General features: G+C 71.9%; 14 protein-coding genes. 2 read left to right on the top strand and 12 right to left on the bottom strand.

From position 1 onward, the window contains the following. Positions 1-6 precede the first annotated feature (6 nt). From VET29_RS34215 to VET29_RS34205, 3 genes are all read right to left on the bottom strand, one after another. Positions 7-1,032 (bottom strand): 6-phosphofructokinase, encoded by a 1,026-nt coding sequence (locus VET29_RS34215; protein ID WP_324928546.1) that lies wholly within the window; start codon positions 1,030-1,032, stop codon positions 7-9. Positions 1,033-1,132: 100 nt separating this feature from the next. Next, positions 1,133-1,636 carry a polyadenylate-specific 3'-exoribonuclease AS gene (locus tag VET29_RS34210; protein WP_324928543.1) on the bottom strand — a complete coding sequence of 168 codons (504 nt, stop codon included), beginning with the start codon at positions 1,634-1,636 and terminating at the stop codon, positions 1,133-1,135. Positions 1,637-1,649: 13 nt separating this feature from the next. Further along, on the bottom strand, positions 1,650-2,390 hold the full coding sequence (locus VET29_RS34205) for a lysophospholipid acyltransferase family protein (protein WP_324928540.1): 741 nt from the start codon (positions 2,388-2,390) through the stop codon (positions 1,650-1,652). 180 nt (positions 2,391-2,570) lie between these two features. Here VET29_RS34205 and VET29_RS34200 point away from each other — a divergent pair, with 180 nt between their 5' ends. Next, entirely contained in the window at positions 2,571-3,146 is a 576-nt protein-coding gene (locus tag VET29_RS34200; protein WP_324928537.1) for a hypothetical protein, read from the top strand. A gap of 176 nt (positions 3,147-3,322) precedes the next feature. Here VET29_RS34200 and VET29_RS34195 read toward each other — a convergent pair whose 3' ends face one another. The 6 genes from VET29_RS34195 to VET29_RS34170 form a co-directional block, all read right to left on the bottom strand. Next, entirely contained in the window at positions 3,323-4,246 is a 924-nt protein-coding gene (locus tag VET29_RS34195) for an ROK family glucokinase (protein WP_324928624.1), read from the bottom strand. A 20-nt stretch (positions 4,247-4,266) separates the two neighbouring features. Then, on the bottom strand, positions 4,267-4,629 hold the full coding sequence (locus tag VET29_RS34190) for a hypothetical protein (protein WP_414636690.1): 363 nt from the start codon (positions 4,627-4,629) through the stop codon (positions 4,267-4,269). 100 nt (positions 4,630-4,729) lie between these two features. Next, positions 4,730-5,860 (bottom strand): ArsA family ATPase, encoded by a 1,131-nt coding sequence (locus VET29_RS34185; RefSeq protein ID WP_324928530.1) that lies wholly within the window; start codon positions 5,858-5,860, stop codon positions 4,730-4,732. A 27-nt stretch (positions 5,861-5,887) separates the two neighbouring features. Next, a complete protein-coding gene (locus tag VET29_RS34180; protein WP_324928528.1) occupies positions 5,888-6,325 on the bottom strand; it encodes an SRPBCC family protein in 438 nt (145 codons plus the stop codon). A gap of 27 nt (positions 6,326-6,352) precedes the next feature. Then, on the bottom strand, positions 6,353-7,138 hold the full coding sequence (locus tag VET29_RS34175) for a metallophosphoesterase family protein (protein WP_324928526.1): 786 nt from the start codon (positions 7,136-7,138) through the stop codon (positions 6,353-6,355). A gap of 9 nt (positions 7,139-7,147) precedes the next feature. Further along, complete coding sequence (locus VET29_RS34170) at positions 7,148-7,510, bottom strand: polyketide cyclase / dehydrase and lipid transport (protein WP_324928622.1); 363 nt, start codon at positions 7,508-7,510, stop codon at positions 7,148-7,150. Between the two features lie 164 nt (positions 7,511-7,674). Here VET29_RS34170 and VET29_RS34165 point away from each other — a divergent pair, with 164 nt between their 5' ends. After that, a complete protein-coding gene (locus tag VET29_RS34165) occupies positions 7,675-8,775 on the top strand; it encodes an AMP-binding protein (RefSeq protein WP_324928524.1) in 1,101 nt (366 codons plus the stop codon). Here the strand turns inward: VET29_RS34165 and VET29_RS34160 are convergent, their stop codons facing one another. The 3 genes from VET29_RS34160 to VET29_RS34150 form a co-directional block, all read right to left on the bottom strand. Next, positions 8,776-9,906: a glycosyltransferase family 4 protein gene (locus VET29_RS34160; protein WP_324928521.1), complete on the bottom strand. Its 1,131-nt coding sequence runs from the start codon at positions 9,904-9,906 to the stop codon at positions 8,776-8,778. It lies immediately after the preceding gene. 9 nt (positions 9,907-9,915) lie between these two features. After that, complete coding sequence (locus tag VET29_RS34155) at positions 9,916-11,256, bottom strand: hypothetical protein (protein ID WP_324928518.1); 1,341 nt, start codon at positions 11,254-11,256, stop codon at positions 9,916-9,918. A gap of 71 nt (positions 11,257-11,327) precedes the next feature. Then, positions 11,328-12,338 carry an NlpC/P60 family protein gene (locus VET29_RS34150; RefSeq protein ID WP_324928516.1) on the bottom strand — a complete coding sequence of 337 codons (1,011 nt, stop codon included), beginning with the start codon at positions 12,336-12,338 and terminating at the stop codon, positions 11,328-11,330. Between the last annotated feature and the right edge of the window lie 127 nt (positions 12,339-12,465).

Below are 12,465 nucleotides of genomic sequence, written 5' to 3'. Positions count from 1 at the left end.
CTCGGCCTAGCCGAAGAAGACCTCGGCCTCCTGCAGGCGCGAGCCCGGCACGGTCTTCAGCTCGGCGGTCGCCTCGGCGAGCTTGACCCGAACGATGTCGGTGCCGCGCAGCGCGACCATCACGCCGAAGTCGCCGTCCTGCACCGCGTCCGCCGCGTGCAGGCCGAAGCGGGTGGCGAGGACGCGGTCGTACGCGGTCGGGGTGCCGCCACGCTGGACGTGCCCGAGCACGACCGCACGCGACTCCTTGCCGGTGCGCGTCGCGATCTCCTCGGCGAGCCACTGGCCGATGCCGCCGAGACGGACATGGCCGAACGCGTCCTTCTCGCCGGTCAGCAGCTTCTCCTCGCCGCCCTCGGGCAGCGCGCCCTCGGCGACCACGATGATCGGCGCGTACTCACGCTCGAACCGCCGCTGGACCCAGTCGATGACCTGGTCGACGTTGAAGTGCCGCTCCGGCACCAGGATCACGTTCGCGCCGCCGGCGAGGCCGGAGTGCAGCGCGATCCAGCCGGCGTGGCGGCCCATGACCTCGATGACCAGGGCGCGGTGGTGCGACTCGGCGGTGGTGCGCAGCCGGTCGATGGCCTCGGTCGCGATGTGCACCGCGGTGTCGAAGCCGAAGGTGTAGTCGGTGGCGCCGAGGTCGTTGTCGATGGTCTTCGGCACACCGACCACGCCGATGCCGTCGTCGGTCAGCCTCTTCGCGACGCCGAGGGTGTCCTCGCCGCCGATCGCGATCAGGGCGTCGACCTCGAACTTGGCGAGGTTCTCCCTGATCCGGTCGACGCCGCCGTCGATCTTGTACGGGTTGGTCCGCGACGAGCCGAGGATCGTGCCGCCGCGGGTCAGGATGTCCTCGACCTGGTCGAGCCCGATCGGCTTGACGAGGCCCTCGACCGGGCCCTGCCAGCCGTTGCGGAAACCGACGGTGTCCCACCCGTAGGACTCGATGCCCTTGCGGACCACGGCGCGAATGACCGCGTTGAGTCCTGGGCAGTCACCGCCACCTGTGAGCAATCCAACGCGCATGTGCTCGATCCTCCAACCGACCGCTTGAGCCGAGGTCCTGTCCGGGTCTATTCGCCCGTAGGGTGCCACCTTCTGGATCGGTGCAGCAAGGCGGCCCGGCTTAACTGACGGGAAAACCTCGCTTCAGCCGTTCGGCCTCCATGATTCGCCAGCGGACCAGGTTGTGGCGAGCGTCCGCGAGCGCGTCGTGAGCGTCGCTCGGCGGGGGCGGCAACGCGGGTTTGCCCACGTCCTCCCACCGCTGGCGCAGCTCCCGGGTGAAGCGCGGCAGCTCGCGCGGCAGCGCCGGCATGTCGCCCCACAGCTGGGCGAGCGCGACGTGGTCGTAGGCCGCGAACCACGCCCACAGCTCGACCCGGTCCCGGCCGCGGTTCAGGAACCTCATCAGGCGGTCGCGCATGGTCGCGCGGTCGCACCAGGCCGGGTCGGCCGGCGACGGCAGCTTGTCGAGCACGTGCTCGCGCACCCACTGCCCCGCCTTGTCCGGGTCGAACTCCGTGGAGACGGCGTAGAACTCACGCCCGTTCTCGTCCACGACACCTATCGACACCAGGTCGATGGTCGTTCCGTCCTCGATGAACTCGGTGTCGTAGAAGAACCTCACGCAGGCAGCCTATTCAGCCCGCCTCGGTCTCCGGGATGCGGTCGGTCTCGCGGGCCGTGCGGCGCTCCTGGGTGGGCAGCTCGACCTCCTGCTCGGCGAGCAGCTCCTTGGCCTTGGCCGCGTAGATGTCCACGTACTCCTGGCCGGACAGCTCCATCAGGGCGTACATGATCTCGTCGGTAATGGACCGCTCGACGAACCGGTCACCGGCCAGACCTTCATACCGGGAGAAGTCCATCGGCTTGCCGATCTTGATGCGGATCTTGTGCGGCCGCCACAGCTTGGAGCCGATGGGGTTGGCCTTGTCGGTGCCGAACATGGCCACCGGGACGACCTTGACCCGAGCCTCCAGGACCATGCGGGCGAGGCCGGTCTTGCCCTTGTAGAGCCGCCCGTCCGGCGAGCGGGTGCCCTCCGGGTAGATGCCCAGCAGGTGGCCCTCCTTGAGCAGCCGGATGCCGGTGTCGAGCGCGGCCTGCGCGGCGGCGCCGCCGGACCGGTCGATCGGGATCTGGCCCATGCCGGTGAAGAACCACTTCTTGACCCGGCCCTTGATGCCTGGCTGGGTGAAGTACTCGAGCTTCGCCGGGAAGGTGACACGACGGGACAGCATCAGCGGGAGGAAGAACGAGTCCGCGACGGCGAGGTGGTTGCTCGCGAGCAGCGCGCCGCCGTCGGCGGGGATGTTCTCGACACCCTCGACCTGCGGGCGGAAGAACAGCCTGAGCAGCGGCCCTATGAACACCCACTTCATCAAGAAGTACACCGCTTCCCGCGCCTCCCTCTCGTGTCCGCCCGACACGTTTGTCGAGCGTAGGCAGGGTGACCGACGCGCACAATGCTTCGGTACCCGATTGTCGGAACATGTAACAGGACTAACCTTCCCAACCAACCACGGTACCCAACGCGTAAACATGTGGTGAGAGATGCGGCCATGGACGGCCCAGTTCGTGCGACCATGACCGTGAGCATCTGCCCGCATGGCTCGTGGACCGAGGAGGCCTGGGTGTCCGACCGGCCTGACGACGTGGACGCCGCGTTCGCGGAGATCGTCGCGGATCTGCGGCGCGAGGGGGTCGGAACGACGATTCCGGACCTGGACGACCTCACGGACACGTCCGAGCTCCCGATCGCCGACGACCCGGACGGTACGCCGCCGGCCGGCACGCCGTCGCCCACCATGGACCGGCCCCGGACCGTCCAGGACCAACCGACCTCATGGCGCGGCCACAACGCGGAGTGGGACTGGTCCTGGGGCACCGACGAGGACCACTACGTCCCGCCGGAGCCACCCCCGCTCCCCAGGCTCCGCCCCCTGACGATCGTGGCCCTGGTCCTGATCGTGATCGGCGTCGTCCTGCTGATCATCCCGTCCCTGATCGGCCTGAGCACCCACGTCGCCATCCCGATCGCCCTCCTGTCGGTCACCTGCGGCGGCGCCATGCTGCTGCTCCGCGTCCGCCAGAACCCCCGAGACCCCGGCGCCCGAGACGACGGCGCCCAAATCTAACCCGCGAGTCCCGCGTTCAAACACCGCGAGTCCCGCGTTCGCCCACACCGACCTGCGGTTTCGTGCAGTCTTGGCCTGGGCAGGTGCACGAAACCGCAACTCACCATGCCTGAACGCGGGACTCGGCATGTTTGAACGCGGGACTCGCGGTGTTTGGGTGCGGGGGTCGTGAGGGGTTAGCAGGAGTCGGCGGCCAGGGCGGCGGCGCCTACGAGGGCCGCGTCGTCGCCTAGTTGGGCCGTGCGGATGCGGGCGAGGGGGCGATAGCCCGCGCCGGTGATCATCTTCTTGTAGTGGTCGCGGGCGTCGTCCAGGAACAGGGGGGCCGACTCGGACACGCCGCCCGCGATGACGACGACCTCCGGGTCGTAGATGTCGGCCGCCAGGGCCAGACCCTCGCCCAGCCAGCGGGCCAGCTCGGACATCGCGCGCTGGGCCAGCGGGTCGCCGTCCCGCGCCGCCGCAGCCACCTTCCGGCCGGTGATCGCGCGAGCGTCCATGGCGTCGCGGAGCAGGACCGTCGAGCGGCCCGGATGCCGCGCCAGCAGCTCCACCGCCGTCGCACTCAGGGCCGTGCCGCTGCAGTACCGCTCCCAGCACCCCTGCTTGCCGCACGGGCACGCCCGGCCGCCCGGCACCAGCCGCAGGTGCCCCAGCTCCGGTGCGACGCCGTACGCGCCGCGGAACAGCTCGCCGTCCAGCAGCAGCCCGCCGCCGATGCCGGTGCCGATCGCGACCAGCAGGGCCACCCTCGCGCCCGTCGCCGCGCCGAACCGGTGCTCGCCGAGCACGGCCGCGTTCGCGTCGTGCTCCAGGACCACGGGCAGCTTCAGCCGCTGGGAGATGCGCTCGGCCACTGGCGCGTCCCGCCAGGCCAGGTGCGGCGCGAACATGACCGTGCGGCGGTCGTTGGCGACGAAACCCGCCACCGCCAGGCCGACGCCGCACACCCGGTGCCGGACCGCGAGCCCGGACACGGCCGCGACGATCGCGTCCTCCAGCGCGGTCTCGCCGGCGGGGGTCGGCGCACGCGCGGTGTCGAGGACGTTGCCGTGCCGGTCCACGACCCCGGCCCGCACGCTCGTCCCGCCGATGTCCACGCCGATCGTGGCCCTGGCCCTCAACGGGGCTCCCGCCGGACGGGGATGTGCTGCACCTTCGGCGACGGTTTCTCGTCCGGCGTGAACCCGGGCATGTGCGGGACACCCGGCTCCCACCGGTCGGCGAGCACCGCCCGCAGCAGGGCGACCACGTCCGCGGCGGCGTCCAGCCCGCGCCCGGCCAGCGCGTGGGGCTCGCCCCGCACCACCGCGAAGGCGGCGCACAGCGGACACCACGAGCACGAGCTGTCCGGTGGCTCGGCGGCGAGCCGGTCCAGCGAGGGCCCGGCCCGCTCGGCGACCGCCTCGACCAGCAGCCGCAGCTCCTCGACCAGCCGGCTCCCCGGCTCAGCGCTCACACCAACCCTCCCACCCTCAACCATCGCGAGTCGCGCGTTGAAACACACCGAGTCGCGTTTTCGTGCACACCCAAGATCGGCACGAAAACGCGACTCGGTATGTGTGAACGCGGGACTCGCGGGTTCATGTCGGTTCTCCCGCCTCGAAGCGCAGGACCAGGCCGTCCGGTCCGGTCGCGGCGTCGGTCACGTGGTGGCGGCGCAGCAGGACCGGCAGGGCGACCAGGCGGCGCACGCCGTCCACGGTGATCGCCAGCTCGTCGCCGATCCTCTTGAGATCCACAGTGGACTCACCGGTGAGCGGCAGCGCCACCGTCAGCTCGTAGCCGCCCTCGACCGACCCTACCGACAGCAGCGGGATCGCGTACGGCCCGACCGTCTCCAGTGGATCGTCCACGCCGTACAGGTCCTCCGCCAGCCCCAGCAACGCCGGCACCCCAACGGGTTCCGCCGCCAGGTGCTCGACACGCCGCATCGGCAGGGTCATCGAGGCGTCCAGTTCGGACAGCACGGCCTCCTGCTCGGCACGCCTGGTCCGCAGCCAGCTCGCCGCCGGACCCTGCCACCGCCTCGCGGGCGGCACCAGCCGGTTCGCGATCAGCGAGTCGACCTGGATGGCACGCAACGCAAGCGCCGCAAGGGTTCGGCGCGTCTCCGCGACGACCAGCCGCTCCGGCGTGAGCACCAGCCGCACGGACGTCCGCGCCGGGTCGACCAGCACGTCCCGCAGTTCGGCGACCTGCCGGGCCAGCCCGGACACGTGCCGCCCCAACGACAACCGCGTCAGGTAGCCACCGACCGCCTCGGGCAGAGCCAGCAGCCGCAACGTCTCCGCGGTCGGGCCGCAGTCCACGACCACGACCTCCCACGGGCCCGCCGCGGCGAGCCGGGCGACCTCGGTCAGCGCCAGCAGCTCGTCGACACCGGGCAGCACGGTCAGCTCCGCCGCGTCCACATCGGACAGTCCCGGGAAGAAACCCCGCACCTCGCGCCGGATCGCCTGCCAGGAACGGTCCGCGAGGCCCCGGGCGTCCACGTGCGCCGCGTACAGGCAGGTGTCCACTTCGGACGGCTCGGCGGCGACCGGCACGCCGAACACGTCACCGAGCGAGTGCGCCGGGTCGGCCGAGACGACCAGCGCCTTGTGCCCGCCGACGGCGAGACGGGCGGCCGTCGCCGCGGCGAGGGTGGTCTTGCCGACACCCCCCTTGCCGGTGAACAGCAGCAACCGCGCCGGGCTCGCCGAGGAACTCATGTCGATGACTCGCTTCGCAAGCCGCGCTCAGCCGCCCTCGACGCGGCGCTTCAGCTCCTTGAGCGCGATGTCCATGATCATCTTCTCGGCCTTGCGGCGGAAGAGGCCGATCATCGGCACGGCCAGCTGCACGGACAGTGTGTAGGTCACCCTCGTCTTGTCACCCTCCGGGGTGAGCAGGTACTGGCCCTCCTGGGCCTTCTGCATCTGCCCCTTGACCAGGTGCCAGTCCACGCACAGCCCGTCGGACGCCCAGTCGTACGCGAGCGTGTACACGTCCTTGAACGGCCCGGCGTCGAGGGTGAACTTCACCTCGCGGGCCCTGCCGTCCTCGATCTCGTCGAGGACCTCGGTGCTCTTCACGGCGTTCGCCCACTCCGGGTACGCCGGGAAGTCCGCGATCACCGCCATGACGTCCTCAGGTGGTGCGTCGACCACGATGGACTGGGTGGACTCGTCGGCCATAGCGGGGAGGCTACCCGAGCGTAGGCCCTACCAGCGCAGCACGTAGGGCCGCTGGGTCCGCTGGAAGTGACCGACGTTCGCGCACTCGGTGTACGCGACCCGCATCCGCGGCGCGAGCGGCTGGTGCACGTGCCCGAAGACGGCCCAGCGCGGCTGCTGCTTCATGATCATGTCGAGCAGTGAGGGCGAGCCGCGCTCGAACCGCCGCGCGAGCACGTCGTAGGTCAGCTCCGGCACGTCCGGCGGGATGTGCGTGCAGACCACGTCCACGTCGGCGAGCCGCGCGATCCCCGCCGCGAAGTCGTCCTCGGTCCGCAGGTACGGCCGGAAGACGCCGGGCCCGCGGGCCACCACGCCTGGCGGGAGGAGCCCGCCGCCGACGAACCCGAACCGCAGGCCGCCGATCTCCGCGACCTCGCCGTCGAGGATCCGCACGCCGTCCCCGGCGAACTCCGGCCACAGGTCGGGCGTGTCGACGTTGCCCGGCGTGGCGTAGGTCGGCGCGGTCATCGCCGCGAACAGGCTGGCGTACTGCGTCCGCACCGCCTCCTCGACGACCGCCGCCGCGTCGCCGACCGAGCCCCACAGGGCACGCGCGAACGCGGGCAGCTCGGCCGGCCGCTCGCGCCGCAGCCGGGCGAACTCGCCGACCGCCTCGGCGCCGAACACCGTGCCGAGGATCCCGCCGCCGTGGTCGTGGTAGTCCACGAAGTCGATCAGGTCGCCGAGCACGATCAGCGCGTCCGCGCCGTCACCGGCCCGCGCGAGCGCCTCCGCGTTGCCGTGGACGTCGGACACCACGTGAACCCGCATGGACACGAGTCAACCACTCGCGGGCGCGATGCCGGGCGGCCTGCCGTCCTCGAGCACGAACTTGAGGTCGAGCGCGACGGCCTTGGCCGCCCGCTGCCGCCGCTGCGCCTCCTTGACCGGCCTCCTGCCCTCGCCCCCCGCCGGGAGGTCGGCACGCAGGAAGTAGTGCAGCACGGTGCCGTCGAGCACGGGCTCCAGCCAGACCTCCATCGTCCCGACCAGCGCGCCGCGCACGGTCCAGCGCACCCCCTCGTCGCCGCGGTCGGCGTACACCGCGAGCTCGAGGTCGGGCCAGAACCGGCGCCACGAACGCGGGTCGGCGAACGCGGCGGCCACCGACGACGGCGGCACGGCCAGGAACGTCTCGTCCATGACGTCAACAGTGGGCACGCCGGTCACCACCTTTCCTCGTGGGCTCGGTGCGGTCGTTGTTCGGCGTGGGTGTTCGATGGTTCGCTCCGCAGGCTCCGCTCACGACCAGCAGCATGTCACGGGGTCGAAACCCGTCGCACGACCCGGCGCGCTACTTTCCTTGTGTGACCCACGGCGACGAGAGCCTCACCGACATGGTCTGGGCCAATGCGGAGCGGTTCGGTGCGACCATCGGGTTCCGCCGGCGGCTCGGCGGCTCGTGGGTGGACGTGACGACGCGCGAGTTCGCCGGCCAGGTGCTGGACCTGGCGAAGGGGCTGATCGCGGCGGGGCTCCGGCCGGGTGACCGGATCGCGCTGCTGTCGGGCCCGCGGTACGAGTGGTCGCTGCTCGACTTCGCCTGCTGGTCGGTCGGGTGTGTGACGGTGCCGATCGAGGCGTCCGCGACGCCCGCCGAGGTCGAATGGATCCTGTCCGACTCCGGGGCGTGCGGGGTGGTCGTGGAGACCGTCGAGCACCGGGAGACGGTGCGGCGCGTGGTGGACCGGCTGCCCGAGGTCGTGTGGGTGTGGCAGCTCGACGGCGACGACGAGGTGCCGTCCGCGGTGACCGAGCTGACCTCGCTGGGGACGCAGATCTACGACGACCGCGCCCACGAGCGGCGGCTCATGGTGCGGGCCGATGATGTCGCGACCGTCGTGTACCCGGACGGGGATCACCCGAAGCGGGCAGAGCTGACGCACGGTGAGCTGCTTGCCGACGTGCGCGCGGTGATCGGCGCGCATGCCGGGCTGCTGCGGGCCGGGAGCTCGCTGCTGGTGCTGCTGCAGCTGGCCGACCTGCCGTGCCGGATCGCGGCGCTGGCCTGCGTGTACACGCGGACGACCCTGGGCCACGTGCCGGACACCGACGACCTCTTCACCGACCTGGGGGTGTTCCGGCCACGCGTGATCGTGGCGGATGCGGTGCTGCTGGGGCGGTTCCACGACGCGGCGCGCGCGAAGGCCTACGCGGACGGGAACATGATGGTGTTCGACACCGCCGAGTCAGTGGCCATGTCCTACGGGGCGAAGACCGGCGCGGCCCCGCTCGCCCTGCGGGTGAAGCATGCCGTCGCCGCACGGGTCGTCTACCCGAAGCTGCGGGCGTCCTTCGGCGGCCGGTGCGTCGCGGCGTTCACGTCCGGGGAGGCACTCGACCCCGGACGGGTCAACTTCTACCGCGGCATCGGCATCGAGGTGCACGCCCTGGGGCCGCAAGGGTAGTCAGAAGGCCTTGCCCGACAGCAGGTTGGTCAGGCGCGTCGCCATGTCCGCCCAGCGCCACCGCTTCGAGACCCAGCGGCGGCCGGCGTCGCCCATCTCCGTCGCCATGGTGGGGTCGGCGAGCAGGTCGGCGACGGACTTCGCGATGGCCGGGACGTCCCGCCCGTCCACGACGTTGCCGGTGACCCCGTCCAGGACGGCTTCCGGGGCGCCCCCGGAGTTCCCCGCCACCACAGGCAGCCCGGACGCGGACGCCTCCAGGTAGACGATGCCGAGGCCCTCCACGTCCAGGCCGCGGCCGTGGGTGCGGCAGGGCATCGCGAACACGTCGCCGGCCACGTAGTGCGCCGGCAGCTCCGCCGACGGCACCCGTCCGGTGAAGACCACGTGGGACGACAGGTCCAGCTGCGCCACCAGCGCGCGCAGGCGGTCCTCGTACGGGCCGCCGCCCACCAGCAGCAGCGCCGCCTCCGGCACCCGCTCACGGATGGCCGGCAGCGCCCTGATCAGCATGTCCTGGCCCTTACGGGGCCACAGGCGGGACACGCACACCGCCGTCGGCCGGTCGCCGAGGCCGTAGCGGGTGCGGATCTCCTTGCGGGCGTGGAAGTCCGGTTTGAACACGTCGGTGTCCACACCGGACGGCAGGTACTCCAGGGCCGCCATCCGGCCGAACGCCGAGGCGAAGCGGGACCTCGTGTACTTGCTCACGAACGTCACCGCGTCCGATGTGGAGCCGATGCGCCGCAGTGCGTGCCACGCGCCGGGCAGCATCGACCAGCCCACCTCGTGGCCGTGTGTGCTGGCGATCACTCGCCGCGCGCCGGCCGCCCGCATCGTCGGGCCGAGCAGCGCCAGCGGCGCCGCCGCGCCGAACCAGACCGTGTCGCACGCCTCCGCACGCAGGATCTCCTTGGCGCGGCGGGCAAGCGCGGGAGTCGGCAGCATCAGGCCCTGGTGACGCACGACCGGGAAGGGCTGTGCCGCGTCGAACTCCTCGGCACCGTCCCAGCTCGGGGCGTACACGACGAGGTCGCCGTCGGGCAGCCCGGTGGCCAGCGCGTGCAGGTAGGACTGGATCCCACCGAGACGCGGCGGGAAGTCGTTGGTCACGAGCAGGGTCCGAGTCACCGGTAAACCCTACTTGAGGGTGTCCTTCAGGTATGACTGCCAGCCGCCCACGAGCCCGTCGCGGTCCACGCCGAGCAGCCCACGCAGCATCGCGTCGGTCTCCAGGGCGGACACCGGGCCGGCGCCGGCGAGCTTGCGGTACACGGCGATCAGCGCCGGCTCGCCGTACCGCTCGGCGATGTAGCGGGTGACCGACCAGCTCTGCTGGTAGGCCAGGTCCAGCTCCGCGCCGCCCGACCGGAACGCCCGGTCCTCCGGCAGCGCGGTGGGCGGGTCGCCGTGCCGCACCTGCTTCGCCAGGTCCGGCGCGCCCTCGGCGAGGGTGACCCCGCTGTCCCGGTAGCCCACGTAGTCCGCGAAGCCCTCCAGCAGCCAGGTCGGCGAGCCGTCGACGGTGTCCGCGCGGGCCGCGAGGTGGGTGATCTCGTGCCGCAGCACGATCCGCAGCGACGCGACCGACAGCGTCCGGACCCCGGACGGGCTCAGCACCACGCGCTGCCCCGCCACCGTGCGGGTCCTGTTGTCCACCCGGTCCGCGACCGCGACCGCGACGACCGACTCGACCGGGAAGTCCGGGCCGACCAGCGCCCGCATCTCGCCGGGTGAGTCCGGCAGCAGGAACGCGACCCGGTGCGACCAGGACGTCGGCCAGACCGCGCTGACCGCCTCGACGGACGAGTCCAGCTCGTGCACCAGCCGGTCCACCATCGGCTCGCTGCCGGGATGGCTCAGCACGATGCCGTACCGGGTCGCGGCCACCACACACGGCGCGAAGTCCCACGGGCCGCGCCACGTGTTGCGGCCGAGCCCGCCGAGCGCGGTGTCGGACCGCAGGTACCAGGCGTCGCCGTGCCGGGCGAACAGGTAGCCCATGGCCCGGTCGGTCGGGACGAGGTCCGCGCCGTGCAACGCGTAGTGCAGGTCGACGGCGGGCGCCCACAGCTCGTCCGCCGGGCCCGTGTCCGGCAGCTCGGTCAGGTCGAGGGCGTCGTCGGCACGCAGCCGGTAGCTCCACTCGTCGAACGGGACGCCGGCGAGGTTGGTGAACATGCGCCGCTGCCCGGCCACGAACACCGGGTCGGCCTTCGGGTCGAGGGTGGCGAGGAACGCCGGCTCGTCGTGGTTCCGCACGGCGAGGGCACGGCGGCGGAGCAGGGCGCCCACGGCGTCGGTGCGGGTGGCCTCGTCGACGTGCGGGGCCGGGCTGACCGCGCCCATCGGGCGGCCGGGGCCGCCGGTCGAAGCGGGCGGGGCCGTGCCGCCGGGGAACGAGACCAGGGCGAGCCCACCGAGCACGGCCACGGCGACGGCCGCGCCGAGCCACGTCCGGATCCTCGCTCTGGGCTGCACAGGATGCATGCTAGGGGTTTCCACGGCTTGGGGCCGACGCGAACGCGCCGGCCCCAAGGTCGTGGTCGTTCTCAGCCGGCGATGCGCCGGGCGCCGAGGAAGTCGCTACCGGCACCCTTCGTCGCGGCGGCCGTCTTGACGGGCACGCCTTCGGTCGAGGCGTGCACCAGCAGGCCGTCGCCGACGAACATCGCGACGTGGTGGATGGAGCTCGCGCTGCTGCCGTAGAACAGCAGGTCACCGGGCTGGTACTGACCGTCGGTCACGGCCTTGCCGTAGCCGTACTGCGCACGGCTGGAGTGCGGCAGCGAGATGCCGACCTGGCCGTAGGCCCACATCGTCAGACCGGAGCAGTCGTAGCTGCTCGGACCGGCCGCGCCCCACACGTACGGCTTGCCCCGCTGCGACATGGCCTTGGCCGCCGCCTGCCCACCGAGCCCGGCACCGCCCAGGTAGACGCTCTTGTCCTCCTCGCCACGCAGCGCGGTCTTGTCCGCGCCGGACAGCTCGTCGTACGCGTCCTTGACCTTGCTGACCTGGGCGTCGAGGTCGGTCTTGGTCTTGGTGATCTTGTCGGTCAGCTGCTGGGCCGCCACCTGGGCGTCGGTCGCCCGCTTCTGGGCGTCCTTCGCCGTCTTCTCCGCGGTCGCCGCCTGGTTCGTCGCGGCGGACAGCTTCGAGAGCGCCTCGGAGTTGTCGGACGCGAGGACGCCGAGCGCGGAGGCCCGCTCCAGGAAGTCGTCCGCCGAGTCACCGGTGAGCAACGCGGAGAGCTTGTTGAACCGGGCGCCCTGGAAGGACGCGTTGGTCAGGTCGTCGACCTGGCCGCGGTAGGCCTCCTCGTCGGCCTTCGCCTGCTTCATCGAGGCGTCGGCCGCGGTGAGGTCCTGGTTCGCCTGGTTGAGCGCCGCGTTCTTCGCGTCGAGGTCGACCTTGGCGGCGTTCAGCTGCTCGCTGACCGTCTCGGCCTGCTGCGACAGCTGCTGGTACTGGGCCAGCGCCTCGGACGCGGTGCCCGGGGTGGCCGGGGGCGGCTGGGAGGCGAAGGGCACGGCGAGCGCCGTACCCGGGACGGAGAGCACCGTCACCATGATGGCGGCCGCGATGCTCAGTCCCGCTCGAGCTCCACGCCTGGTTTTTTCCGACGCCACGTCGTGTTTTCTCCCTTGGCTTGGAGCGCTGGGGGCCGACGCGAGAACGCGCCGGCCC

This window comes from Actinophytocola sp. (genome assembly GCF_035634895.1).
GTDB lineage: Bacteria > Actinomycetota > Actinomycetes > Mycobacteriales > Pseudonocardiaceae > Actinophytocola.
The sequence above is the reverse complement of the archived record's forward strand: the minus strand, read 5'-3'. Positions and strand labels throughout refer to the sequence as shown.

Bases quoted from the DNA above. Each gene is read 5' to 3' on its own strand.
- VET29_RS34185 (WP_324928530.1), bottom strand. From the start codon at position 5,860: ATGAGTTCCTCGGCGAGCCCGGCGCGGTTGCTGCTGTTCACCGGCAAG.
- VET29_RS34190 (WP_414636690.1), bottom strand. From the start codon at position 4,629: ATGGTTGAGGGTGGGAGGGTTGGTGTGAGCGCTGAGCCGGGGAGCCGG.
- VET29_RS34175 (WP_324928526.1), bottom strand. From the start codon at position 7,138: ATGCGGGTTCACGTGGTGTCCGACGTCCACGGCAACGCGGAGGCGCTC.
- VET29_RS34205 (WP_324928540.1), bottom strand. From the start codon at position 2,390: ATGAAGTGGGTGTTCATAGGGCCGCTGCTCAGGCTGTTCTTCCGCCCG.
- VET29_RS34180 (WP_324928528.1), bottom strand. From the start codon at position 6,325: ATGGCCGACGAGTCCACCCAGTCCATCGTGGTCGACGCACCACCTGAG.
- VET29_RS34215 (WP_324928546.1), bottom strand. From the start codon at position 1,032: ATGCGCGTTGGATTGCTCACAGGTGGCGGTGACTGCCCAGGACTCAAC.
- VET29_RS34170 (WP_324928622.1), bottom strand. From the start codon at position 7,510: ATGGACGAGACGTTCCTGGCCGTGCCGCCGTCGTCGGTGGCCGCCGCG.
- VET29_RS34200 (WP_324928537.1), top strand. From the start codon at position 2,571: ATGGACGGCCCAGTTCGTGCGACCATGACCGTGAGCATCTGCCCGCAT.